Source organism: Actinoallomurus sp. NPDC050550, assembly GCF_040655075.1.
GTDB lineage: Bacteria > Actinomycetota > Actinomycetes > Streptosporangiales > Streptosporangiaceae > Actinoallomurus.
The window spans coordinates 23,342-48,199 of the sequence record NZ_JBFAJC010000077.1 but is presented as its reverse complement, the minus strand read 5'-3'; the positions used below and the strand labels follow the sequence as shown (position 1 = coordinate 48,199).

Sequence of the window (24,858 nt, the reverse complement as noted above, 5' to 3'; positions counted from 1 at the left end):
AAGGAGAGCGGCTTCGACCCGCTGTCACGCACGTGTGAGTTCATGCTGAAGGAAGAGGCCCACCACATGTTCGTGGGCACCACCGGCATCGACCGGGTGGTGCGGCGGACCGCGGAGCTGATGCGGGAGCACGACACCGACGAGGTCGTGGGCCACGGCGGCATCCCGCTGACGGTCATCCAGAAGTACCTCAACTTCCACTACTCGGTGTCGCTGGACCTGTTCGGCGGGGAGACCTCCACCAACGTCGCCAACTACTTCACCGCCGGGCTCAAGGGCCGCTGGTCGGAAGAGCGCCGCAAGGACGACCACCGCCTCACCGATGACTCGATCATGGTCGACGCGATCGTCGACGGCCGGATCGGGCAGACCGAGGCCGCCGCGCTGGTGGGCCTCAACACCGACCTGCGCCGCGAGTACATCGGCGACTGCCAGAACGGCGTGAACCGGTGGAACCGCATCCTGGAGGAGGCCGGCCTGTCGCAGCGGCTGCGTTTGCCGAGCGTCGCCTTCAATCGGCAGGTCGGCGCGTTCGCCGGCATCCAGGCCAACCCGGACGGCGAGGTCATCTCGCAGGACGAGTGGCAGCGACGCGAGGGCGAGTGGCTGCCCACCGAGGTGGACAAGACCTACGTCCGGTCGCTCATGCGACCGGTGCACGAGCGCGGCAAGATCGCCGCCTGGATCTCCCCGCCCCGTCAGGGCATCAACGGCAAGCCCGTCGACTACGACTACGTCCACCTCGCCTGACATCGGACGGCAGCACATGAGCGAACCCTTCAACGCCTGCCTCTACCTGCTCGACCGCCACCTCGAGCGGGGCGGCGGCGACCGCCTGGCACTGACCGGCGCCGACGGGGACGTCACCTACACGGAGTTGCACGAGCGCGTCCGGCGCACCGCCGCCGGACTGCGCGCGATCGGCCTGCTGCCCGAGCAGCGGCTGATGATGTTCATGGCCGACTCACCGGACTTCGTCACGGTGTTCCTCGCCGCGCTGCGGATCGGCGCCGTCCCGGTCCCGGTATCCACGATGCTGCAGGCGGACGGCCTGGCCGAGCTGCTACGCGACTCACGGGCGAGGCTCCTGGCGGTGACCCCGGGCTTCGCCGCGACCGCGGCCGAGGCCGCCGCCGCGGCACCCGAACTGGCCGGCGTCCTGGTCGGTGGGGGCGCCACGATCACGGCTCCCGTACCGGTGCACGCGCTGGCCGGCCTGGCCGCCGCGGAACCGGACGGCGAGTCGTACGCCACCACCGCCGACTCCCCGGCCTTCTGGCTCTACACCTCGGGCACCACCGGAACGCCCAAGGCCGCGATGCACCGCCACGGCGCAGTCCGCGTGGTGTGCGAGACCTACGGCGACCGGGTTCTGGGCATCCGGCCCGGCGACCGGTGCCTGTCGGCCTCCAAGGCGTTCTTCGCCTACGGCCTGGGCAACTCGGTGCTGTTCCCGTTGTGGGCCGGTGCGGCCACGATCCTGGAACCCGCACCGTCCCGGCCGGAACCGCTGACCGAACGCGCCCGGACGTTCGGCGCGACGCTGTTCTTCGCCGGGCCGACTTTCTTCGCCGGCATGCTCCGCGCCGAGCTGCCCCGCCGGGCCCTCGAAGGGGTACGGCTGACGGCATCGGCCGGCGAACCGCTGCCGACCGCCCTCTATCACCGGTGGACCGGCCACTTCGGGATCGAGATCCTCGACGGCATCGGCATGACCGAGATGCTGCACATCTTCCTGTCCAACAAGGAGGGCGCCGTACGGCCCGGCACGACCGGATTCCCGGTGCCCGGCTACGAGCTGCGCATCCTGGATGAGGAAGGCCGCGAGGTCTCCCCCGGGACGCCCGGAACCCTGTACGTGCGGGGCGAGTCCACCGCGATCGGGTACTGGTCCCGGTACGCGGCGTCCCGCCGGGTGTTCCAGGGCGAGTGGCTGTGCACCGGCGACACCTATGTGCGGGACGCCGACGGCTACTACAGCTGCCAGGGCCGTACCGGCGACATGCTGAAGGCAGGCGGCATCTGGGTGTCGCCGGCCGAGGTGGAGACCCGGCTGCTGGCGCACCCGGCGGTCGTCCAGGCCGTGGTGGTGTCCGCCACCGACGGCGAAGGCCTGGAGAAGCCGGTCGCCTACGTCGTGACCGACAACGGTGCCGAGGTCACCGAGGTGGAGCTCATCGAGTTCTGCCGGGCCGGGCTGCCCTCGTTCAAACGCCCGCGCCGGGTCGTGTTCGTCGAGGCGCTGCCGACCACGCCCACCGGGAAGGTACGGCGCGTGGAACTGCGCGCTCACGCCGCCGGGGTGCTGTCCGGCCCGCAGCAGGAGGTCGCCGCGTACGAGGCGAACCAACGCCTGATGTAAAAAGGGACACCATGCACGACACACTGGTCCAGGTCCGCCGCGAGGACCATCTGTGGTGGGTCGGCCTCGACCGGCCCGCCAAGCACAACGCGCTCGACCAGGCGATGGTCGCCGAGCTGGACACGGTGCTGGACGAGGCCCGCCGCAGCCCGTCCATCCTCATCGTGCACTCCACCACCCCCGGCATGTTCGCCGCCGGCGCCGACATCGCCGAGTTGCGCGACCGCGACGCCGACGCGGCGCTGCTCGCCATCAACGCCGGGCTGTTCGAACGGCTGGAGGCCCACCGCTGGCCGACCATCGCGCTCATCGACGGCCCTGCCTTCGGCGGCGGCTGCGAGCTGGCGCTGGCCTGCGACTTCCGGATCGCCTCGGGCAACGCGCGGTTCGCCCAGCCGGAACTGTCGCTGGGCATCATCGCGGGCGCCGGCGCGAACTGGCGGCTGCCGCAACTGGTCGGTCTGCCCGTCGCCCGCCGCATGCTGTACGCCGGAGCGCGGCTCGACGCACACCAGGCCCTCGCCGCCGGCCTGGTCGACGAAGTGACCGACAACGGCGACGAACTGCCCGAACGCGGCCGGGTGCTGGCGAACAACATCGCCGAACGGTCCTGGCGCGCTCTGGAACTGACCAAACTCGCCCTGCGCAGCAGGCAGCCCACGACCACCGCCTTCGACCTGGCCGCCCAGGCCCTGCTGTTCGACGGCGACGACAAGCACGCTCGGATGACGGCCTTCCTGGAGCGGAGAAAACGATGACCCGCGTAGCCGGACTGCCCAAGGGCCTGTCTCGAAGTCCCCGTCCGTAGCGAGCGGCGTCCAGGTGGTGCCTCGCAAGGCGGAGGAGGGAGTCGGCCCGGTGTTGGCCGGCGACCGACGACAACGCGGCGAGGCGCCGCCTGGACGCCGCGCAGTAGGACAGCGGGACTTCGCGACAGGCCCTAGCTCAGTCCTCGGCGGACAGTGCCGCCCAGCGTCGCTGGGCGGTCTCGTGCCACGCCTGATGCAGGTCCGTGAAGATGTTCGCGGCACGCACTCCGATCCAGTGCGGCGGCAGCAGTTCCAGCGGCAACTGCGGATCCAGCCCGGGAAACCGCCGCCACGCGTCCACCAGGCGGATCTGGGCGAGCAGCACCTCATCGTCGGGCGCGGGCCGCAGCCCGGCGAACTCTCGCACGAAGCCCTCGTAAGCGGCGGCCAGGTCACCCAGATGCCAGGCCTGCTCCACCATGGTGCGCTCCGAGCCGATGCCCGAGAACGGGCCGCAGACGGAGAAGACCGTGACGTCCAGGCCGAGGCCGTCCACCACCTGCTTGGCCTCGGCCTCCCGAGAGCCGTGCGGGCTGATCCACACCCCTGGCATCGGACTGCCCAAGCCCGCCCACGTCAGCCTCGTACGCAGCTGGTGGCGCAGATCACGCCTCGATTCCGGCACGCTGACCAGCATCACGAGCCAGCGCCCGTCCCATGAATCACGCTCGCGGCCGAACGAATAGATCCGCTCCGCGCCCTCGCTCAGCAGCGCGCGGCCATGCTCGGTCAACGCCCAGCGGACTCGCCGCCCCGCCCGATCCGCCACGATCCAACCGTCGGCCGCCATACGGTTCAGCGCCTGCCGGGCGGACTTCTCCTCGATCTCCAGACCGCCCAGCACATGCAGCAGCGTCGAGGTCCAGACCGGCCGGCCCTGCGGCAGCACGTACTCGCCGAAAGCGGTCAGCAGCAATGACCGGGCGCTGCCCGAACCGGTCTGCCGGCGACGGGTATAGGACGGCATGGTCGTGCTCTCGTCACGCGACATGGCCGACGGAACACTCCTCGACTGGGCATCGTCCTCAATACCGGACCATTAATTCTACAAGAACCTGACGGGTCACTCCCTCCACGTAGCGGAACCGTCCCGGCCCGCTACACCGGCGATGCCATCCTCGATGACCCAGCGACCCTGGCCGATGGCCGGTCGCCCGTGCGCTCGCGTCGCCACATCGTCCGGTACGGCCCGGGCCGGGCCAGCAGGTCCGCGTGGCGACCGCGCTGCACCACGCGGCCGGCGTCGAGCACGATGATCTCGTCGACGGCGTCCAGCGCGGCCAGGCGGTGGGTGACGAGCAGGGTCGTCCGGCCCTCAGTGGCCGCGAGCAGGTCGGCGGTGAGTTCGTCGGCGGTCGCGGTGTCGAGGTGTTCGGCGGGCTCGTCGAGCAGCAGCACCGGGAAGTCGGCCAGCAGGGCGCGGGCCAGCGCGATGCGCTGGCGCTGGCCGCCGGAGACCTGGGCGCCCTCTTCGCCGACACGGGTGTCCAGTCCCCGCGGGAGTCCATCGACCCAGTCCAGCAGCCGGGCCCGGCTCAGGGCGTCGCGGATCTCCTCCTCGGTGGCGGACCGCCGGGCGAGCCGGATGTTCTCGCCGATCGTCGTGTCGAACAGGTGGACGTCCTGCGCACACAGTCCGACCACGCGGCGCACGTCGTCACCTGCCAGCTCCCGCAGCTCGACCCCGTTCAGCGACACGAGTCCCGACGCGGATGGGAGGAAGCGCAGCAGGACGGCGGTCAGCGTGGTCTTGCCCGACCCGCTCGGCCCGACGATGGCGCACCTGCGGCCCGGCGTGAGGTCGAGGGAGACCCCGTCGAGGACGTACGGCCCGTCGGGCGTCCACCGGGCCCGCAGGTCCTCGACCCGCAGGGTGTACGGGGCCGACGGCAGCGCCGCCGGCTCCGCCGGGTCGCGCACCGGCTCGTCCCGGTCCAGCACGGCGAAGACGCGGGCGGCCGAGCGGCGGGCCCGCTGCAGGTGCTGCGCGGCGAGTGGAAGCCCGGCCACGACCTCGAACGCCGCCAGCGGGAGCAGCGCGACCACGGCGAGCAGCGTGCCGTCGAGCCGCCCGGACCGCACGGCCGGCACGCCGACCACGAGGGCGCCCCAGACCGTGAGGCCGCCGGCCAGTGCCGTGATGGCCGCGCCGGCCCCCGCGGTCCCGGCCGAGCGTGCCGACGTCCGAGTGAGTTCGCGATCCAGGCGCTCGGCCGTGGCGAGCCGGTCGGCGGCGGCGCCGTAGGCCACCAGCTCGGAGGCCCCGCGCAGCGAGTCGACGAGCTGCGCGGTCAACTCGCCGCGCAGGTCGGCCGTGCGGTGTTCCGCGCGCCGGGCCACGGTGGCCGACAGCCACGGGGCGCAGACGCCCGCGACCAGCAGGCCGGCCAGCAGGAGCGCACCGGCCGAGGGCAGCAGGGCCCATGCCAGGCCCACCGACGCCCCGCCGACGAGGACGGCGGCCGCGGAGGGCAGCAACACGCGAAGGTAGAGGTCCTGGACGGCGTCGACGTCGGCGACGAGCCGGCCGAGCAGGTCGCCGCCACGTGCTCTGGGAAGCCCCGCCGGGACGAGCCGTTCCAGCCGCTCGTACACCCGTGCCCGCAGGTCGGCGAGGACACGGAACGTCGCGTCATGGCCGATCAGCCGTTCGGCGTAGCGGAACACTCCCCGGCCGATCCCGAACGCCCGCACCGCCACGATCGCGACCATGAGCACGAGCACCGGCGGATGCTGAGCGGCCCGGGAGATGAGCCAGGCGGACGTCGCCATCAGCCCGACGCCGCTGCCCAGCGCCAGCGTGCCGCACAGCGCGGCGAGCGCCATCCGGCCACCTGCCGGCCGGGCCGCCGCGAGCAGCCGGAGCACCGGCCCGCCGCCCTGGCCACCCGTTCTGGAGATCCTCTGTATCGGCCTCATGCCACGGCCTCCATCGCTCCCACGTGGACGACCCGGTCGGCGAGCGCGGCCAGGGCCGGCCGGTGCGCGACGAGGACGACCGTGCGTCCGGCCGCCAGACGCCGTACGGCCTTGACCACTGCGGCCTCGCTCTCGGTGTCGAGGCCGGCCGTCGGCTCGTCGAGCAGCAGCAGCGGGGCGTCACGCAGGAACGCGCGGGCGAGCGCGATCCGCCGGCGCTGCCCGGCGGACAGGCCGGTCCCGCGCTCGCCGAGCGAGGTGGCGAAGCCCTGCGGCAGCGCGTCGATGAACTCCTCGGCGAAGGCGTCGCGTGCGGCTCGCCGTACCTCCTCGTCGGAGGCCTCCGGGCGGCCCAGGCGGATGTTGTCGGCGACGGTGCCGGCGAACAGGTACGGCCGCTGGGGAACCCAGGCGGCCCGCGACCGCCAGGCGTCCGGGTCGAACTCGCCGAGGTCGGCCCCGTCCACGAGGACACGCCCCGTGTCAGGGCGAACGAAACCGAGGAGCACGGCGAGCAGCGTCGACTTGCCGGACCCGCTCGGCCCGGCGAGCGCGACGGTCTCGCCCGGCCGTACGACGAGCGAGAGGCCGTCGAGCGCCGGGGCCTCCCGCCCCTCGTACGCCACCGTCACGTCCTCCAGCCGGATCGTCGCGAGCGCCGGGTCGGGCACGTCGGTCCGCGCACCGTGACGCGGGAGCGGCGTCTCGATCACCTCGAAGATCCGCTGGGCGGCGGTGACCCCCTCGACGCTCGCGTGGTACTGCGCGCCGACCTGGCGCAGCGGAAGGTACGCCTCCGGCGCGAGGATCAGGACGAGCAGCGCCGTCCGCAGGCCGACCTCTCCATCGACCAGCCGCAGTCCGATCGAGACGGCGACGAGGGCCACGGAGATCGTCGAGAGCAACTCCAGCGCCAGCGCGGACAGGAACGCCACCCGCAGGCTCGCCACGGTCTCGGCGCGATACCGCTCGGTGACCTCGCGGACGGCGCGTGCCTGTGCCTTCGCCCGGCCGAAGACCTTCAGGGTCGGCAGGCCCTCGACGACGTCGAGGAAGTGCCCGGACAGCAGGGACAGTGTGCGCCACTGCCGATCCATCTTCTTCTGGGCGGCCAGCCCGACCAGGATCGCGAAGACCGGAATCAGGGGCAGCGTCAGCGCGATGATCAGCGCCGACGACCAGTCGCCGAACAGGATCCGCGCGCCGACCGCCGCCGGCACGAGCCCGGCCAGCACGAGTTGCGGGAGGTACCGCGCGAAGTAGCCGTCCAGCGCGTCGATTCCGCGCGTGGCGAGGGTGGCGAGTTCGCCACTGCGCTCGCCGGACAGCCACCGCGGGCCGAGCGCCATCGCCCGCTCGAGCAGGAGCCCGCGCAGCTGCGACTTCACCGCCGCGGACGAGCGGTGCGCGGCGGCCTCCTGCAGCCAGGCGACCAGCGCCCGGCCCGCGACGACGGCCAGGAGGAGCAGCAACGGCGTACGGGACGCGGCGAGCGAGGCGCCGCCGAGGAAGGCATCGCTGATCAGGGTCGCGAGCAGGGTCGCCTGCGCGATGACCAGCCCGGCGGTGACGGTGCCGAGGATCACCGACCCGGCGAGGTACGCCCGCGTCGTCCGGGCGTACCGCAGGAGCCGCGGGTCGAACGGTCTCATCTCGTCGGCTCCGGGACGCGTCGCGCCTGGCGGATGTGCGCGGCGTCGATGCGCCGGCGGAACACCCAGTACGTCCAGCCCTGGTAGAGCACGACCAGCGGGGTGAACGCGACCGCGGCGATCGTCATGATCTTCAGCGTGTACGGGGAGGACGCGGCGTTGGTCGTGGTGAGACTGTTCGCGGCGGTGATCGTCGAGGGCATGACGTCCGGGAACAGCGCCGTGAACATCGTCACGACCGCGCACACGATGGCCACGCCGGTGCCGACGAACGCCCAGCCGTCACGGCCGCGGACGATCGCGACGGCCGCGCCGGCCAGGCCCGCTGCGGCCGCCGCCACGGTGACCCAGGTCACCGGCTTGCCGTGCTGGAGCTGTGTGATCAGCAGGAACAGCCCGCCCACCGCGATCGCGGCCGCCACGGCGACCTTCGCGACCCGGGCGGCCCGCGCTCGGACGTCGCCCGCCGTCTTGAGCGTCAGGAAGACCGCGCCGTGCAGGACGAACAGCGTGAGCGTGGTGAGCCCGCCGAGCAGGGCATAGGGGTTCAGCAGGTCGGTCAGCGTGCCGACGTACTCGTGCCGGGCGTCCAGCCGCACGCCCCGGGTGAGGTTCGCGAAGACGACGCCCCACATGAACGCGGGGACGACGCTGCCCCAGAAGATCGCGCGATCCCAGCGGCGCCGCCAGTGCGGCTCCTCACGCTTGCCGCGGTACTCGAACGCCACGCCGCGCACGATCAGCGCGAGCAGCACCATCAGCAGGGGCAGGTAGAACCCACTGAACAGGCTGGCGTACCACTCCGGGAAGGCGGCGAACGTCCCGGCGCCCGCGACGATGAACCAGACCTCGTTGCCGTCCCAGACCGGTCCGATGGCGTTCAGCAGGACGCGGCGCTCGGTGTCGTCCCGGCCGAGCACCGGCAGCAGAGCGCCGACGCCGAAGTCGAAGCCCTCCAGGAAGAAGTAGCCGGTCCACAAGAAGGCGATGATGATGAACCAGACGGTGGTGCCGTCCATGACGCGGACCTCCTTGTCAGTAGGCGAAGGTGAGTGGCTGTTCGGCGGATTCGTCGCCGGGCGGAGGCGGCGCGACGTCCTCCTCCGAGGGCGGGCCGGCCTTGACGTACCGGGCCATCAGCCCGGTCTCGATGACGATGAGGACGCCGTAGAGGGTGGTCAGCGCGAGGACGGAGATGAGCATCGACGTGGCCGAGACACCGGGCGAGACGCTCGCGGACGTCTTGAGCACTCCGTACACCGACCAGGGCTGGCGGCCCATCTCGGTGAAGATCCAGCCGGCGGAGTTCGCGACGAACGGCAGGATGAGCGACAGCACGCCGGCCCGCCAGATCCAGCGGTTCTTGGGGAGGCGTCCGCGTCGCATGAGCCACAGGCCGAGCAGGGCGATGAGCGCGGTGAGGAATCCGATGCCGGCCATGATCCGGAAGTTCCAGTAGGTCACCGGGACGACCGGGCGGTAGTTCCCCGGGCCGTACTTGGCCTGTTCGGCGGCCTGCACGTCATTGATGCCGTCGACCTTGCCGCTGAAACTTCCGGTGGCCAGGAACGACAGGACTCGTGGCACCTTGACGCTGAAGACCTCCTTGCTGCCGTCGAGGGTGCCCACGGTGAACAGCGAGAACGCCGCGGGCTGCTGCGTCCTGTACAGGGCCTCGGCCGCGGCCATCTTCATCGGCTGCTGTCTGGTCATGACCTTGCCCTGCTGGTCACCCGTGATGGCCACGCCGAGCGAGGCGATCAGCGTGACGACCAGGGCGATTTTCAGCGACGGCCGGAAGACCTCGACGTGCCGCCGCCGGGCCAGGTGCCACGCGCTGACGCCGACCATGAACAGTCCCGCCGTGACGAACGCCGCGGTGATCGTGTGCGGGAAGGCGACGAGCATCGTGGAGTTGGTGAGCACGGCCCAGAAATCGGTGAGCCGGGCTCGCCCGGTGGCCGGATCGATGTGGTAGCCGACCGGGTGCTGCATCCAGGAGTTGGCTGCGAGGATGAAGTACGCCGACAGCAGCGTCCCGACGGCGACGATCCAGATGCAGGCCAGGTGGAGCTTCTTCGGCAGCTTGTCCCAGCCGAAGATCCACAGTCCCAGGAAGGTCGACTCGAGAAAGAACGCGAGCAGGCCCTCCATCGCCAGCGGCGCGCCGAAGACGTCACCGACGAACCGGGAGTAGGCGCTCCAGTTCATCCCGAACTGGAACTCTTGCACGATCCCGGTGACGATCCCCATCGCGAAGTTGATCAGGAGGAGCTTCCCCCAGAACTTCGTCGCGCGGAGGTACCGCGTGGCGCCCGTCCGTACCCATGCCGTCTGCAGGCCCGCGACGAGCGCGGACAGGCCGATCGTCAAGGGGACGAAGAAGAAGTGGTAGATCGTGGTGATCCCGAACTGCCACCGGGCGATGTCGAGCGGGTTCATCCCCGCGCCTCCCGTCAACAACTACAACTCGTAGTACTACCTCTCGTAGTAGATCCTAGGGCCCGCCGTCACCACGCGTTCCGTAACGTCGGTCACACCACCCGCACGCCCGCAGCGGTCCCCGGGGCGCGGGCACCGAGTGTCGCCGGGTCTTACCCGGTGGCGGGTTTGAGATCGGTGGCGTCCAGGGCCGGGCGGAGTGCCTGGGCGAGGGTGACGCCGTCGCCGGTGGCCCAGAAGTGCGTGTAGAACAGGCGCGGTTGTTCGTCGAGGCTGTGGTTGTGGAGTTCGACGATGGCGATCCCGCCCTTGCGGAGCGCTTGGATGACCTTTTGGATCTCGGGTGCGGTCATGACGAAGTCGCCGTTGATCGCGGCTTTCTTGCCTCCGAGGGGCTGGAAGTTGATTGCGGTGGTGATCCCGAGGGCGGCCGGCAGGGTGTGCCCTTCGCCGTCGCGGATGGTGCCGTTCCGGGCGATGGAGAACTTGTAGATGCCGCCGTCGGCGGTGCCGTGGTGGCCGATCGCCTTGTCGATGCCGGCGGTGTCCAGGTCGATGGGCGGCTGGGTGGCCGGCGCCTTGGACGCCTGAGGGATCGCGGTCACCGCCAGGGCGGCCTTGAGGGCATGGGCGAGTTCGACCGGGTCCCCCATCGCGTGGATATGGGTCCACCAGACCGGCGGTGACTGTTGCAGCAGGTGTTTGTGCAGCCCGGTCTGTGCGATCCCATTGCGCTGGAGGACATCGGTGACCTTCGGCAGCTCGTCTTCGGTGACGACCAGGTCACCCATCACCATTGTGCCGTCGCGGTACTTGGCGAAGACGGCGTATCCGCCGAGCGCCAGGCCCGGTTTGATCTTCACTCCCCGGGTGGTGACGGCGAGATCTTTGCGGGGCAGCGGGACCCGGTAGACGGTGCCGTTCATGAGCGTGCCCGGACGGCTGAGGGTGTCGGAGACCGGCTTCCAATCCGCTGCGCTGGTGCGCACCGGCGGCTGGGCTTGACCCGGCTGGATCTGGTGACCGTTAATGCCCATGCGCGCACCGGTAACAGTAGGACCAGCGCCGGCGCACGCGGACAGCGCGAGCGTCGCGGCGGCACCCAGAACGACCAGGCGGGTATGGGAGTTCAGAGACCGTGGACGTACGGACATGGCTCCTGCTCCTTCAATCCGTAACGCAGCGTTACCTATTAGCTCAGCCGCCGTCGATGAAGTTGGGATGAAGACGCACCCGGAGGCCGCCGACTTCATCGCGGTTTCATGAACCACGGGCAGCGTTCGATGAGGCGGCCCGGAACATTTGGCGTGCCCGGCGAGGGGAAACGACGATGCGAGTTCTGGTCGTGGAAGACGAACCGAAGATGCGCATGCTGCTACGACGGGCGCTGACCGAGGAGGGATACGCCGTCGATGTGGCCGCCGACGGTCCCCAGGCCCTCGCCCTGGCCGACGCCGCGACCTTCGACGCGGTCGTCTTGGATGTGATGCTGCCCGGCCTGGACGGCTTCGACGTCTGCACGCGATTGCGCCGTCGGGGGAAGCGGGTGCCGGTCCTGATGCTCACCGCCAGGGATGCGATCGCCGACCGAGTACGCGGCCTGGACGGCGGCGCCGATGACTACCTGACCAAGCCGTTCAGCCTGGAGGAACTGCTGGCCCGCCTGCGAGCGCTGATCCGCCGCGGGCCGGCCGAACGACCGGCCGTGCTCCACGCCGGAGATCTACGCCTGGACCCGGCCACCCGGACCGTCACCCGAGGCGAAACCGAGATCACCGTCACCGGGAAGGAATATGCGCTGCTCGAGGCATTGATACGCCGCCCGGGAAACGTCCTGACCCGCGAAAGACTCATCGAGCACTGCTGGGATCTGGCCACCAGCCCCTACTCCAACGTCGTCGACGCGCACATCAAAGCGCTGCGCGACAAGATCGACCGGCCGTTCGGCACCACCACGATCGAGACCGTCCGCGGCGCCGGTTACCGCCTGCGCCGCGACGGCGGACGCCCGACCTCTCCCGCCCGAACACCATGAACCGCCTGCCACTGCGAATCCGCCTGACCACGATCTTCGCCGTCGTGATGGCCCTGGTCCTGACCGGCGCCGGCTTCATCACCTTGTCCCGATTCCACGAGTCCCAGCGCGAGTACGGCGCACCGGCCCGCGTCGCCGCCCAGCACGAGGCGTTGAACGACCTGCGCCGTGAACTGCTGACCTCCCTGCCGATCGTGTTCGTCATCGCCGCCATCGGCGCCTACCTGCTGACCGCCTCCGCGCTACGACCGGTCGAGCGCATGCGCGCCCAAGCCGCCGCCGTCACCGAGGACACCCCCGGCCGCCGCCTTGACGTCCCGTCCAGCCGCGATGAGATCGCCCGCCTCGCCGCCACCCTCAACGACATGCTCGGCCGACTGCAGGCCGCTCTCGAACGCGAACGGCAGTTCGTCGCCGACGCCGGCCATGAGTTGCGCACCCCGCTCAGCATGCTGCACACCGAGATCGAACTCGCCCTGCGCCACCCTCGCGAGGCGGACGACCTGCGCGCTGCCCTGACCTCGGCCCACGAGGAGACCGTGCGGCTGGTCCATCTCACCGAGGACCTCCTTCTCCTCGCCCAGGCCGACAGGCATGACCGCTCGCCCGCCCCGCCCCCCACACGCCACGTCCGGGCGGCATCGCTGCTGCACGATGTCGCCGAACGCCTCGACAAGACCGCACCCGACCGGCGGATCACCGTCGACTGCCCCGCCGACCTGACCGTCCCGGTCGACCGAGACCGCCTCGAACGCGCCATGACGAACCTGGTCCTCAACGCCCTCCGGCACGGCCAGGGACACGTCGACGTCGCCGTATGCACGGCGGGCGTCTGGGCGGAGTTCCACGTCCGGGACCACGGCCCCGGCTTCCCACCCGACTTCCTCTCCCATGCGTTCGACCGATTCACCCAAGCCGACCAGGCACGATCGGGGCACGGGACCGGACTCGGGCTGGCCATCACCGCCGCCATCGCCCGCGCCTACGGTGGCACCTACGGGGCGGTCAACCGTCCCGACGGTGGAGCCGACGTCTGGATCACTCTCCCTACCACGCGCCCCCCGACGAACGGGCCGATCGGTATCCGATCCGCCACATAACTGTCACCACCCGGACCGACCCGCAGCCGATCGCGCACCGCGGGCGATGTCAGTCGTGGGCCGGCAGATGACCGATCTGGTGGTCGGCCACACTCAGCGCCTCTTCGACCAGTCGACGCAGATGCCCATGACCCAAGTTGTAGATCACGCGACGTCCCTCTTTGCGGGTCGTGACCAGCCCGGCGAGTCGTAGCCGGGCAAGGTGCTGGCTGACCGAGGTACGCGTCGCGGAGGACGATTCGGCCAGCGTCGTCACGTCGGCTTCGCCTTCCCCCAGGCGTCGCAGCAGGGTCAGGCGGGTGCGGTCGGCGAGCAGTCCGAGAACCTCGACGGCCACCGTTATCCGCTCGCCATCATCTGGTTCCTGCGAACCGTGCGCACCTGATAGATGCATGCGTGCGTTCATATGCACATAATGGGGGTGTCGCGACCCGAAGTCCAACCCGACCCCCCTCCCGAGCCGCGAAAGGTGCAATCGCCCGTGAGCCAGCAGCCCGACACTCACGAACCCCACCGCCACGACCAGCACGACCACGCTCACGACGAGCACCACCACGGCCACGGCCACGGCCACGGCCACGGCCACGGCCACGGCCACGGCCACGGCCACGGCCACGGCGAGCGTCAGCACACTCACGACGAGCATGGCCATGACCACGATCACGGTGGTGGCCGGTGGGCGCGGCTCCACCACCAGCTCGCGCATTTCGTCACTCCGCACAGCCACGAGGCCATGGACAAGGTCGACGCGGCGATGGAGACCTCCCGCGAGGGCATGCGCACGCTGTGGCTGTCGCTGAGCATCCTCGGGCTCACCACGGTGATCCAGGCGGCGATCGTCGCGCTGTCGGGATCTGTGGCCCTGCTCGGCGACACCATCCACAACGCGGCCGACGCACTGACAGCGGTTCCGCTCGGCATCGCCTTCGTGCTCGGCCGCAGAGCGGCCAACCGCCGCTACACCTACGGCTACGGCCGCGCCGAGGACCTGGCCGGCATCGCCATCGTGGTGACCATCGCCGCCTCCTCGGCACTGGCCGCCTATGAAGCCATCGACCGCCTGCTGAACCCACGCGACATCGGTCACCTGTGGGCGGTGGCCATCGCCGCGTTGATCGGGTTCATCGGCAATGAATGGGTCGCCCGGTATCGCATCCGCACCGGACGCCGCATCGGGTCGGCCGCGCTGATCGCCGACGGCCTGCACGCCCGCACCGATGGTTTCACCTCCCTGGCCGTCCTGCTGGGCGCCGGTGGCGCGGCCCTCGGCTGGAGTGCCGCCGACCCCATCGTGGGCCTTCTCATCACCGCCGCGATCCTGATGGTGCTCAAGGACGCCGCGCGCGAGGTCTACCGGCGCCTGATGGACTCGGTCGACCCCTCACTCGTAGACGCCGCCGAGTCCGCACTGACCGACCTCGAAGGTGTGCGCGGTCTCGGCCAGGTACGGATGCGCTGGATCGGTCATGCCCTGCGCGCCGAGGCCGACATCGTCGTCGACCCGCACCTGACCATCGTCGAAGCCCACGAGGTCGCCGTCGCCGCCGAGCACGCCCTCATCCATGCCGTTCCCCGGCTCACCGCGGCCACCGTCCACACCGACCACACCGTCCACGGCGAGGACCCGCACCGCGAACTGGCCCACCACGGCACACGCTGATCAGCTCCACCGCTCGCCCGGTCGACGCGACAGCGGACACCCTTCAGGATCGAGATCCACCTGCCCAGACCGGGCGAGCACATCAAGACGACCCCTCCCCCGGACAGACGGAAAACCGCCGGATTTTCACCGAAGAAACATCCGGAAAATACGCACTGCCCACTGAAGCGAAAAGCGCAGGCATCGCGTAGATCGATGACGCTTTCAGCCTGCCCCCAGAACTTATCCCGTCTCACGACGGATGGCTTCCGGCGCCGTCACGCATCGGCCCGGACCCGAACCCGTCCCGGCCTGACACCGCACAGGCGCAGATCAGGCCGCGCATCAGGACAACTTCTCCCCGAACAGACAGCCGCAGGTCAGCACGGAAGTTCGTCGTCCCTGACCCATCTCGGAACACGAGATGACGCAGCGCCATCCACGTGGACGAGCACCGGCGTCCGGCCACCGCCTGATACATCCGCGTAACAGATTGTTTGCAGCAGATTGTAACGCGAGTCGAAGATGGCGATCCTGCTCATCACCCACGACCTGGGGATCGTCTCGGCCATGGCCGACCGCGTCGCGGTCATGTACGCCGGGCGCATCGTCGAGACCGCCGTCACCCGCGACCTGTTCGCCGAGCCGACCCACCCCTACACGCGGGCGTTGCTCCGCGCGTCCCTGCTCGAATCCGAGCACGGCAGGCTCTATGCGATCCCCGGCAGCGTCGGCCAGTCTCACCGCCTCGACCACGGCTGCCGTTTCGTGGGCCGCTGCGAGACCGCCACCGAACTGCACATCACCGCCGAATGCGAACGCGCCGAACCGGACCTGCACACCTGCGGAACCCAGCACGTCTGCCGCTGCTGGGCCACAGAGAGGAAGGCCCACGCATGAGCGTCACCGCGTTGCCGACACCGACCCGCGCCAAACCGCTCGTGGTCGTCAAGGATCTCGTCAAGCACTATCCCGTCCAGGCCCGCACGCTCGGCGCACGTGGCAAGAAGGTTCATTCGGTCGACGGGGTGTCGCTGACCATCCGGGCCGGCGAGGTGCTCGGGCTGGTCGGAGAGTCCGGCTGCGGCAAGACCACCCTGAGCCGACCAAGCCGACGGCCAGCAGGATCATCCCGGCCGCCAAAACCGTACGGGCGCCGTGGCGAGCCAGGGCGGCGGGGAGCACTGTGCGGGCGACGGCCGTGTTGGGACCGCGGACGCGCTGGTCACCCAACTGCTCGGCCCCTGACGCCCTATCAGCCCGGACGCACCGGCATGGGGTGGCCGTGGTTGACACGGCAACAGGGGCAGGTCAAACTTTTGCTCAGGCTACTGGTAAGACCAGTTAACTGTGGCCTTCATCGGAACCTCCAGAGATCTGCCGGCCGCGCCAAGCCTTCGGATTACGCCGCCCGACCGCCGCGCCGCCCAGCTACGAACGGGCTGCCGACGCGGCACACGTTCGATGTCCACGCAAAGGAGCGCCCGGATGACCAGCGCCTCTCCGTATCCGCCGTCCGCGAGCGATGCCTTCCACGGCAAGATCGGCACGACCTACGAGGAGTCGACTCCGTGGTGGCCCGATCCGCAGGCGCTTCCCGAGGACACACCCAATGTCGTGGTCATCGTGCTCGACGACGTCGGCTTCTCCGATCTCGGCTGCTTCGGCTCGGACATCGACACCCCCGCCATGGACGCCCTCGCCACCGGTGGGCTTCGCTACACGAACTTCCACACCACCACACTGTGTTCACCGAGCCGTGCCTGCCTGCTGACCGGCCGGAACCACCACTCCGTCGGTATGCGAATGCTGTCCAACTTCGACACCGGCTTCCCCAGCGGTCGCGGACGGATCACCAAGGCCGCCGCGACATTGCCTGAGGTGCTGTGCGCCAGCGGCTTCAACACCATGGCCGTGGGCAAGTGGCATCTGGCGCCGATGGAGCAGACCACCGCGTCCGGGCCGTACACCCAGTGGCCGTTGTCTCGCGGGTTCGAGCGCTACTACGGATTCCTGGAAGCCGAGACGGACAGCTTCTATCCGGAACTGTTCTACGACAACCACGCCGTGGCTCCGCCGAAGAGCCCGGAAGAGGGTTATCACCTCACTGAGGACCTGGTCGACCGGGCGATCGAATTCGTCACGGACCAGACTTCGGTCACTCCGGAGAAGCCCTTCTTCCTGTACCTGGCGTTCGGCGCGGCGCACGCCCCGCACCAGGCTCCTGAGGAATACCTGGAGAAGTACCGGGGCCGGTTCGACCACGGCTGGGACGCCGAGCGCGCCACCCGGCACGCCCGCCAGATCGAAGAGGGCGTCCTGCCGCCCGGCACCGAACTGGCGCCGCGCAACCCCGGGGTCGTTCCCTTCGACGAGCTGTCGGACGACGAGAGGACGCTGTCCGTACGCCTCCAGGAGGCCTACGCGGCAATGGTCGACCACACCGACCACCACATCGGCCGGCTCATGGAGTTCCTGGAGCGGGTCGGCCGGATGGAGAACACCATCACCATTCTGCTCTCGGACAACGGGGCCAGCCAGGAAGGCGGGCAGAAGGGCTCACTAAACCCCACCGCATTCCAGAATCGCATCCCCGAGGACCTCAGGGAAATGGTCGCGCGGATCGATGAGATCGGCACCACCCGCGCTCATGCGAACTACCCCTGGGGCTGGGCACAGGCGGGCAACACGCCGTTCAAGCGCTACAAGCAGAACACCCACGAAGGCGGCGTCCGCTGCCCGCTCATCGTGCACTGGCCCCGGGGGCTGACGCGCACCGACGAGATCAGGCAGCAGTTCCATCACGTCACCGACATCGTCCCGACCCTTTTCGAACTGCTCGGTCTGCAGGCTCCCGCGGTCCACAACGGCATCCCGCAACTCCCGATCCACGGTGTCAGCATGGCCTACACCTTCGGCTCGCCGAACGCGCCCACGCGCAAGGAAAGCCAGTACTTCGAGATGTTCGGGCATCGCGCGATCTGGCACGACGGCTGGAAGGCCGTCGCGTACCACGAACGCGGAACGTCCTTCGACGCGGATCAGTGGGAGCTCTACCACCACGACACCGACTTCTCGGAGTGCAACAACCTGGCGCGGACGCGGCCCGAGCAACTGCAGAAGATGGTCGCCCGCTTCTGGGTGGAAGCAGGGAAATACGGTGTCCTGCCACTCGACGACAACGGATTCGCCTACCGGGCGAAGATTCCGCGTCCCGGCTCTCCGCGCAAGCGCACCACGTTCACCTACTACCCCGGCATGGCCCATCTGCCCGTCGCCGCAGTGCCACCGGTGATGAACCGCGGGCACCGCATCACCGCGTTCATCGACCGGGCCGCCGCGTCGGACGAGGGCGTCCTGGTGTCCCTGGGCAACATCAGCAGCGGATACGTCCTGTACGTCAAGGGCAACCGGCTGGTCTACGAGTACAACTTCCTCGGCACCCGGTACGCGGTGACCTCGACGGAAGAACTTCCGATCGGCCCGGCGGAGCTGACCTTCGAATTCGTCAAGACCGGTGACATGCGGGGCGTCGGACACCTGTACGTGTCGGGAAGGCCGGTCGGCACCGAGGCGATTCCGCGGGTCCTCCCGCACTTCCTGGGATGGCAGGGCCTCGACATCGGCCGGGACACCCTGTCGCCCTCCTCCCCCAACTACGACGGCGAATTCGCGTTCACCGGAAAGCTCGAGAAGATCGTCTTCACGGTCGCGCCGGACGAAGAGGACAAGGAACCCTTCGAGCGAATCGACTGACTCGCGGCCATCGTCGAGGCCGCCTCCGCTGATCAGCGAAGGCGGCCTCAGCCGTCTTCAGTTGGGCGGCGTATAGCGTCCGTCGATCGCCGTCCAACCGCCGTCCACGAAAAGCTGGCTCCCCGTGACGAAGGATGACGCGTCCGACGCGAGGTAGACGACGGCGCCGGCCAGTTCGTCGGGCCGGGACCAGCGGCCCAGGGCGCTCTTGGTCGCATAGGCCTCCGACCATTCCGGCACGGCCCTGATCTGCGCCGTCAGCGGTGTGTCCACGACGCCTGGGGCGATGGCGTTCACCCGCACGCCCGACGGCCCCAGCTCGGCGGCCGCGGTCCGCAGCAGCTGGACGAGGCCGGCCTTCGTGGCCGCGTACACTCCCTGTCCCGGCTCGACGGCCACCGCGCGGATCGAGCTGAAGCCGATGATGCTTCCCCTGCCGTGTTCGGCCATGCCACGGCCGAAGGCCCGCACCAGGTCGAAGGACGCGCGCAGATTGAGCGCCACGACCCGCTCGAACTCCTCCGCCGTGTAGTCGAGCAGGCACTTGCGCACGTTCGTCGCGGCGGTGAAGACGAGAACGTCGACGGGTCCGAGCTCCTCGGCGGCACGCACGACCGCCTCGCCGTCGAGCACGTCGAGGGCGTACGCCGAAAGGCCCGGCCCCATCGACGCCGTCGCCGTGGCCGCCGTCAGGTCCAGATCGGCGCACACCACCGTGGCGCCGTGCGCGGCGAGGGCCAAGGCGCTCTCGCGGCCGATTCCGCTGCCCGCGCCCACGACGACGGCCCTGCGGCCGTCGAGCCTGAACAGGCGGGAGTACGCCTCCACTGCATCGGTGCGGTCCTCTGCTTGCATGGTCCTCACGGCTTCGTTGTCGTCGGACGGATCACTGCCATACGAGTTACGGTGAGCTCTTCGATGGCGAACCTCGGGCCCTCCCGTCCGGCCCCGGAGTCCTTCACGCCGCCGTACGGCATGACGTCGGAACGGAAGCCGGGAACCTCATTGACGACCACCCCGCCCACCTCCAGGCGGTCGAGAGCGGCGAACGCCGTGTCAAGGGAACCGGTGTAGACGCTCGCGTGCAGTCCGTAACGCGAGTCGTTGACCAGGTCGAAGGCCGTCTCCAGGTCGGGGACGGACCGTACCGCGACCACGGGGCCGAAGACCTCCTCGTTCCATACGGAGAGGGCGCGGTCCACGTCGAGGAGCACGGCGGGCTCGATCACACCCTCGGTGACACTGCCTCCGGCCACCAGCGACGCCCCCGCGTCCACCGCCTCTTCCAGCCACGCGCGCACCCGCTCGGTCGACCGCTCGTCGATGAGCGCCGAGACCCTCGTGGCCGGATCGCGGGGATCGCCCACGACCACCTGGGCCACTCGCTCCGTCAGGCGGCCCACGAACTCCTTCCGCACGGCGTCCACCACGATGACCCGCTGCACGCTGATGCACGCCTGGCCCGACGCGTAGTACCCGCCGCGCACCACCGCGTCGGCGGCGGCGTCGAGATCGGCGTCGGCGGCCACGACCAGTGCGGCGTTGGAGCCGAGTTCGAGCAGCACCTTGGTGGGTGCCGCGTCCCGGGCGATCTGGTGGCCCACGGCGGCGGAACCGGTGAAGGACACCGCCCCGATCCGGCGGTCGGTGGTCAGCGCGACGCCCACCTCCGGCCCCCCGGTCACCAGCTGCACCGCCGCCTGCGGCGCGCCGCAGGCACGAAGGGCCTCGCGGAGGAGGTGCACCAGCCACAGGGAGGCGAGCGGCGTCTGCGGGGCGGGCTTGGCGATGACCGGGCAGCCGGCGGCCAGCGATGGCGCGATCTTGTGCGCGGCGAGCAGCAGCGGGTAGTTGAAGCCCGCGATGCCCACCACCACGCCGATCGGCTTGCGGCTCCAGAACCCGAGCAGCCCCTCCCCCGACGGCAGCAGGTCCAGCGGCACCGTCTCCCCGTGCAGCCGGGCCACCTCCTCGGCCGCCGTCAGCAGTGTCAGCAGGGTGCGCTCCACCTCGACGCGGCAGTCGACCAGCGGCTTGCCGGTCTCCAGGACCAGGAGCCGCTCGAAGTCCGCGCGCCGGGAGACGACCGCCTCGTGCGTCGCGAGCAGCGCTGCCCTGCGTGTGTGCGAGGGAAACCGGCCGACCTGCTGACGGACCGCGACCGCCGCGTCCACCGCCCGGCGTGCGAGGCCGCCGTCCCCGACCGGCGCCCGCGCGACGAGCGTCCCGTCGTAGGGAAAGCGGACGTCCTCGGCGGCGGGTGCCGCCACCCAACTGCCGCCGATGGGAAGACCCTCGGGGAACTCCCTCCCCACGGGGCTGTCGCCGCCGGCGGGTTCGTCATGGGTGGTCACGGTCGGTACTCCCGGTTGAGGTCTGCCGCCGACACCCCGGACAGTGCCTTGTCCAGAGTCGGAACGGCGGCGATGAGCCTGCGTGTGTAGGAATGTTGCGGTTCCTCGTACAACTGCTCCGTGGACCCGGTCTCCACGATCTGCCCGTCATGCATGACCGCTACCCGGTCGCACACGTGACGGACCACGGACAGGTCGTGGGAGACGAAGACGAGGGTGAGGGACAGCTCGTCGACGAGGTCGGCGAGGAGGTTGAGCACCTGGGCCCGTACGGACACGTCCAGGGCGCTCACCGGCTCGTCGGCCACCAGGACCTTCGGACGGGGGGCGAGAGCACGCGCGATCGAGATGCGCTGCCGCTGGCCGCCGGAGAACTGGTGCGGATACCGGTCCGCCGCGTCGGCTCCCAGGCCGACGGCCTCGAGCAGCTCGGCCACCCGCTCCTTGCGGTTCCGGTGCCCCTGTGCGACGAGCGGCTCGGCCACGATGTCGCCGACGCGCATGCGCGGGTCCAGCGCACTCATCGGGTCCTGGAACACGAGTTGCAGCCGCTCGCGGACGAACCGGAGCCGTCTCTCCCGGAGCCCGGTGATGTCCCGCCCGTCGATCGCGACGCTGCCGCTGGTGGGGCGGTCGAGCCCGGCCATGATCCGCAGCAGGGTCGACTTGCCGCACCCCGACTCACCCACGATGCCGAACCGTTCCCCCGGGGAGATGGCGAGGCTGACGCCGCGCAGGGCGTGCACCGGCGGACTGGGGTGGCGAAGCGAGGTACGAGGCCGCCGGTAGTGGCGCGTGACGTCGCGGACGCTGATGGCGTCGATGGGGCCGGGCTGCGCCCCGGGGGCGCTGGTCGGCTGCTCAGCCACGGCCGGCCTCCTGGTTCGTGGGTATGCCGGTCTCGCGTGCGCCGCTCTCGGGTACGGGGTGGAAGCAGGCGTAGCCGGAGTCCGGCCCGGTCGAGACCCATTCCGGCCTGGTGGCGCACACGTCGGTCGCCTGAGCGCACCTGTTTCTGAAGACGCATCCGGCGGGGAAACGGCCCGCCGGCGGAACCGACCCGGCGATCGTGGCCAGCCGACCGCGGTCGTCGACCACGGTCAGGTCCGACGCGCCGATCAGGCCCTGGGTGTAGCGGTGCCGGGGGCGCGTGAACACCTCCCGGACCGGGCCGGACTCGATCAGCCGTCCGCCGTACATGACCATGACCCGCTCGCAGACGGTGGCCACCACGGCCAGGTCGTGGGTGATAAAGAGCATGGCCGACCTACGATCCTCGACGCCCCGTACGATCAGGTCGAGCACCCGCGCCTGCACCGTGACGTCGAGTGCGGTGGTGGGCTCGTCGCAGACCAGGAGCGCGGGGTCGTTCGCGAGGGCGATGGCCAGCACCACCCGCTGCCGCTGTCCTCCGGAGAACTGGTGCGGGTAGGCGTTCGCGGCGTCCGCGGGATCGGGAAGCCCCACTTGGGTGAGCAGTTCCACGGCCGCGGCTCGGGCGGACGCGCGGTCGGGCCTGGTCCGGTGGACCAGCAGCGCCTCGGCGATCTGCCGCCCGACCCTCATCGTGGGGTTCAGAGCGGTCATGGGCTCCTGGAAGACCATGGCGATCTCCTTGCCCCGCACCTGGGACATCCGCGCCTCGTCGGCACCCACCAGGTCGTGGCCGACTCCGGCGAGCCGCACCGAACCCGTTGCCCGGAGCCCCTCGGGGAGCAGGCCCATGATGCTCAGCGCCGTCAGCGACTTGCCCGACCCCGATTCGCCGATCAGGCCGACCCGCTCGCCGGCCCGGATGGTGAAGTCGACGTCTTCGACGAGCTTGCGGCCGCCCACCGCGACGTCGAGTTTCCGCACGGCCAGGACGTCGTCCGGCCCGGAGACCGGTGCGCCGTCCGGTCCCGAGGCGCGTGCGCCGCCCGGCCCGGAGGACGGTGCCGTGTCGGGTGCCGGGGTCATCGGCGGTCCTCCAGCTTGGGGTCGAAACGGTCGCGCAGGCCGTCACCGAGCAGGTTGAATCCGAGCACCGCCACCGCGATCGCGACGCCCGGGAACACGGCGAGCCGGGGGGCGGACCACAGCATCTCCTGGCTCTCCTGCAGCATCCGGCCCCAGGACGGTGTGGGGGGCGGGGTCCCGAAGCCCAGGAAGGACAGCGCGGCTTCGGCGAGTACGGCGATCGCGAAACCGACCGACGCCTGCACGATGACGAGACTGCTGACGTTGGGCAGGACATGCCTCAGGCCGATCGAGAACGGCCCACGGCCCGCCGCGCGCGCTGCGAGGACGTATTCGGTCCGCATGACCTGCAATGTGCCGCTACGGGTCAGCCGGGCGAAATGAGGGATGGACGCGATGCCGATGGCGATCATCGCGACCAGCGTGCTGCCGCCGTACACGGCGGCGAACATGATGGTCAACAGGAGCGCCGGGAAGGCGAGAAGCAGGTCGTTGCCGCGCATCAGCAGCTCACCGAGCCAGCGGGGCGCCATCCCGGCGACGATGCCGAGGGGCACGCCGACCAGAGCGGCGACGCCCACCGCCACGAAGCCGACGAACAGCGTGGTCCGCGAGCCCACCAGGATCTGGCTGAACACGTCGCGGCCGAACTTGTCCGTGCCGAACCAGTACTGCAGCGACGGCTTCTCCAGCCGCGCCGAGGGGTTCACCAGGGTCGGGTCGTGCGGGGTCCACACGAAGGACAGCAGCGCCATGGCGAACACGACCGAGACGATGAGGCCGCCCGCCAGGAGGCTGCCCGTCATCGGGCGGCGCCGCCGACGGCCGCCGGGCACCGCGGACGCGACAGTGGCCTCCGTGTCCAGAGCACTCATGACGCACCCGCCCTGAGCCGCGGGTCGATCATCAGATAGACCACGTCCACCAGGAAGTTCACGAGCAGCACCGCCGTTGCGATGATCATGACCACGTCCTGCACCATGATGAGGTCGCGGTTGGCGACGCTGTCCAGCAGCAGGCTTCCGAGCCCGGGGATGGCGAAGACCCGTTCGATGACGACGGCGCCGACCAGCAGCGTGGCGAGCTGCAACCCCATTACGGTGACCACGGGCACCGCCGCGTTCCGCAGTCCGTGCCGCAGCAGCGCCCGCGTCGGCCGAAGTCCTTTGGCGCGAGCGGTGCGCAGATAGTCCTCCCGGAGGACGTCGAGCACGGCGCTGCGGACATAGCGGGTGAGCACGGCCGCCTGCACCAGTCCGAGGGACAGCGCGGGCAGCACCAGCTGCTTGAGGAACAGGACCGGATCCTGCGCCGGAGGTGTCCAACCGTTCGCCGGCAGCCAGCCGAGCCCCACCGCGAACACGGTGATCAGGAGGATGCCCGCGAGGAACGCCGGGACGGCCACGCCGACCTGGGACAGGGCCGAGAGGATGAGCCCGGACGGCCTGCGGTGCCGCATGGCCATGAGCGTGCCCATGGGCACCGCCAGGATGCACGCGATCACCATCCCGGCGCCGACGAGCCACAGGGTGACCTGGAGGCGGTCGGCGATCTGCGGGCCGATCGCCGCGTGGGAGATGTAGGAGTTCCCCGGATGGAAGGTCACCAGTCCGCGTACCCAGCCGAGGTACTGGTTCACGAGCGGCCGGTCGAGCCCGAATTCCTCGTGCAGTTGCGCCACCGCCGAGGGCGACGCGCTGACGCCGAGGGCGACGCGGGCCGGATCCCCTGGCAGCACCGCCATGAACGCGAACACCATCACGGAGCTCACGACGAGGCTTGCCAGGAGGATCGCGATCCGCTGCACCAGACGGACGATCATCGGTTGGGG

The 24,858-nt window shown here is 70.2% G+C and carries 20 protein-coding genes and 2 pseudogenes; 9 read left to right on the top strand and 13 right to left on the bottom strand.

Annotated features, from left to right (window positions below; all coding sequences use genetic code 11):
* The 3 genes and pseudogenes from AB0I04_RS50405 to AB0I04_RS50395 form a co-directional block, all read left to right on the top strand.
* Positions 1-750: pseudogene (locus AB0I04_RS50405) on the top strand (benzoyl-CoA 2,3-epoxidase subunit BoxB); the annotation flags it as partial.
* Between the two features lie 16 nt (positions 751-766).
* Positions 767-2,362, top strand: a complete 1,596-nt coding sequence (locus AB0I04_RS50400) for a benzoate-CoA ligase family protein (RefSeq protein WP_360902433.1) — start codon at positions 767-769, stop codon at positions 2,360-2,362.
* Positions 2,363-2,373: 11 nt separating this feature from the next.
* A complete protein-coding gene (locus AB0I04_RS50395; protein WP_360902430.1) occupies positions 2,374-3,120 on the top strand; it encodes an enoyl-CoA hydratase/isomerase family protein in 747 nt (248 codons plus the stop codon).
* A gap of 187 nt (positions 3,121-3,307) precedes the next feature.
* Here the strand turns inward: AB0I04_RS50395 and AB0I04_RS50390 are convergent, their stop codons facing one another.
* The 6 genes from AB0I04_RS50390 to AB0I04_RS50365 all read right to left on the bottom strand — a co-directional run bounded on the left by AB0I04_RS50390 (position 3,308) and on the right by AB0I04_RS50365 (position 11,221).
* Positions 3,308-4,162: a PaaX family transcriptional regulator C-terminal domain-containing protein gene (locus AB0I04_RS50390; protein WP_360902427.1), complete on the bottom strand. Its 855-nt coding sequence runs from the start codon at positions 4,160-4,162 to the stop codon at positions 3,308-3,310.
* 107 nt (positions 4,163-4,269) lie between these two features.
* A complete protein-coding gene (gene cydC, locus AB0I04_RS50385; RefSeq protein ID WP_360902424.1) occupies positions 4,270-6,090 on the bottom strand; it encodes a thiol reductant ABC exporter subunit CydC in 1,821 nt (606 codons plus the stop codon).
* A complete protein-coding gene (cydD, locus tag AB0I04_RS50380; RefSeq protein WP_360902421.1) occupies positions 6,087-7,742 on the bottom strand; it encodes a thiol reductant ABC exporter subunit CydD in 1,656 nt (551 codons plus the stop codon). The genes cydC and cydD overlap by 4 nt, the downstream gene beginning before the upstream one ends.
* Positions 7,739-8,761: a cytochrome d ubiquinol oxidase subunit II gene (gene cydB / locus AB0I04_RS50375; RefSeq protein ID WP_360902418.1), complete on the bottom strand. Its 1,023-nt coding sequence runs from the start codon at positions 8,759-8,761 to the stop codon at positions 7,739-7,741. The genes cydD and cydB overlap by 4 nt, the downstream gene beginning before the upstream one ends.
* 16 nt (positions 8,762-8,777) lie before the next feature.
* Positions 8,778-10,184 carry a cytochrome ubiquinol oxidase subunit I gene (locus AB0I04_RS50370; RefSeq protein ID WP_360902415.1) on the bottom strand — a complete coding sequence of 469 codons (1,407 nt, stop codon included), beginning with the start codon at positions 10,182-10,184 and terminating at the stop codon, positions 8,778-8,780.
* Between the two features lie 152 nt (positions 10,185-10,336).
* Positions 10,337-11,221, bottom strand: coding sequence for a DUF1259 domain-containing protein (locus AB0I04_RS50365; RefSeq protein WP_360902412.1), 885 nt, complete (start codon positions 11,219-11,221; stop codon positions 10,337-10,339).
* A gap of 293 nt (positions 11,222-11,514) precedes the next feature.
* On the opposite strand from AB0I04_RS50365, the gene AB0I04_RS50360 reads away from it, so the two are divergent.
* On the top strand, positions 11,515-12,219 hold the full coding sequence (locus AB0I04_RS50360) for a response regulator transcription factor (RefSeq protein WP_360902409.1): 705 nt from the start codon (positions 11,515-11,517) through the stop codon (positions 12,217-12,219).
* Positions 12,216-13,319, top strand: coding sequence for an ATP-binding protein (locus AB0I04_RS50355; RefSeq protein ID WP_360902406.1), 1,104 nt, complete (start codon positions 12,216-12,218; stop codon positions 13,317-13,319). The genes AB0I04_RS50360 and AB0I04_RS50355 overlap by 4 nt, the downstream gene beginning before the upstream one ends.
* Positions 13,320-13,368: 49 nt before the next feature.
* On the opposite strand, the gene AB0I04_RS50350 is transcribed toward AB0I04_RS50355, so the two are convergent.
* Positions 13,369-14,025 (bottom strand): metalloregulator ArsR/SmtB family transcription factor, encoded by a 657-nt coding sequence (locus AB0I04_RS50350; RefSeq protein WP_360902403.1) that lies wholly within the window; start codon positions 14,023-14,025, stop codon positions 13,369-13,371.
* Positions 14,026-14,052: 27 nt separating this feature from the next.
* Here AB0I04_RS50350 and AB0I04_RS50345 point away from each other — a divergent pair, with 27 nt between their 5' ends.
* The 4 genes and pseudogenes from AB0I04_RS50345 to AB0I04_RS50330 all read left to right on the top strand — a co-directional run bounded on the left by AB0I04_RS50345 (position 14,053) and on the right by AB0I04_RS50330 (position 18,714).
* Complete coding sequence (locus tag AB0I04_RS50345; RefSeq protein WP_360902400.1) at positions 14,053-14,979, top strand: cation diffusion facilitator family transporter; 927 nt, start codon at positions 14,053-14,055, stop codon at positions 14,977-14,979.
* Positions 14,980-15,483: 504 nt separating this feature from the next.
* Positions 15,484-15,858, top strand: coding sequence for an oligopeptide/dipeptide ABC transporter ATP-binding protein (locus AB0I04_RS50340; protein ID WP_360902397.1), 375 nt, complete (start codon positions 15,484-15,486; stop codon positions 15,856-15,858).
* Positions 15,771-16,049: pseudogene (locus tag AB0I04_RS50335) on the top strand (hypothetical protein); the annotation flags it as partial. The gene AB0I04_RS50340 and the pseudogene AB0I04_RS50335, both read left to right, overlap by 88 nt.
* A gap of 397 nt (positions 16,050-16,446) precedes the next feature.
* A complete protein-coding gene (locus AB0I04_RS50330) occupies positions 16,447-18,714 on the top strand; it encodes an arylsulfatase (RefSeq protein WP_360902394.1) in 2,268 nt (755 codons plus the stop codon).
* 57 nt (positions 18,715-18,771) lie between these two features.
* Here the strand turns inward: AB0I04_RS50330 and AB0I04_RS50325 are convergent, their stop codons facing one another.
* The 6 genes from AB0I04_RS50325 to AB0I04_RS50300 are packed head-to-tail and all read right to left on the bottom strand — an operon-like array spanning position 18,772 to position 24,849.
* Complete coding sequence (locus tag AB0I04_RS50325) at positions 18,772-19,569, bottom strand: SDR family oxidoreductase (protein ID WP_360902439.1); 798 nt, start codon at positions 19,567-19,569, stop codon at positions 18,772-18,774.
* Between the two features lie 5 nt (positions 19,570-19,574).
* Positions 19,575-21,068 carry an aldehyde dehydrogenase family protein gene (locus tag AB0I04_RS50320; RefSeq protein WP_360902391.1) on the bottom strand — a complete coding sequence of 498 codons (1,494 nt, stop codon included), beginning with the start codon at positions 21,066-21,068 and terminating at the stop codon, positions 19,575-19,577.
* Complete coding sequence (locus tag AB0I04_RS50315) at positions 21,065-21,937, bottom strand: ATP-binding cassette domain-containing protein (protein WP_360902388.1); 873 nt, start codon at positions 21,935-21,937, stop codon at positions 21,065-21,067. Before AB0I04_RS50315 ends, AB0I04_RS50320 begins: the two co-directional genes overlap by 4 nt.
* Complete coding sequence (locus tag AB0I04_RS50310) at positions 21,930-23,027, bottom strand: ABC transporter ATP-binding protein (protein WP_360902385.1); 1,098 nt, start codon at positions 23,025-23,027, stop codon at positions 21,930-21,932. Before AB0I04_RS50310 ends, AB0I04_RS50315 begins: the two co-directional genes overlap by 8 nt.
* Positions 23,024-23,902, bottom strand: coding sequence for an ABC transporter permease (locus AB0I04_RS50305; RefSeq protein WP_360902382.1), 879 nt, complete (start codon positions 23,900-23,902; stop codon positions 23,024-23,026). Before AB0I04_RS50305 ends, AB0I04_RS50310 begins: the two co-directional genes overlap by 4 nt.
* Positions 23,899-24,849: an ABC transporter permease gene (locus AB0I04_RS50300; protein ID WP_360902379.1), complete on the bottom strand. Its 951-nt coding sequence runs from the start codon at positions 24,847-24,849 to the stop codon at positions 23,899-23,901. Before AB0I04_RS50300 ends, AB0I04_RS50305 begins: the two co-directional genes overlap by 4 nt.
* Positions 24,850-24,858 lie beyond the last annotated feature (9 nt).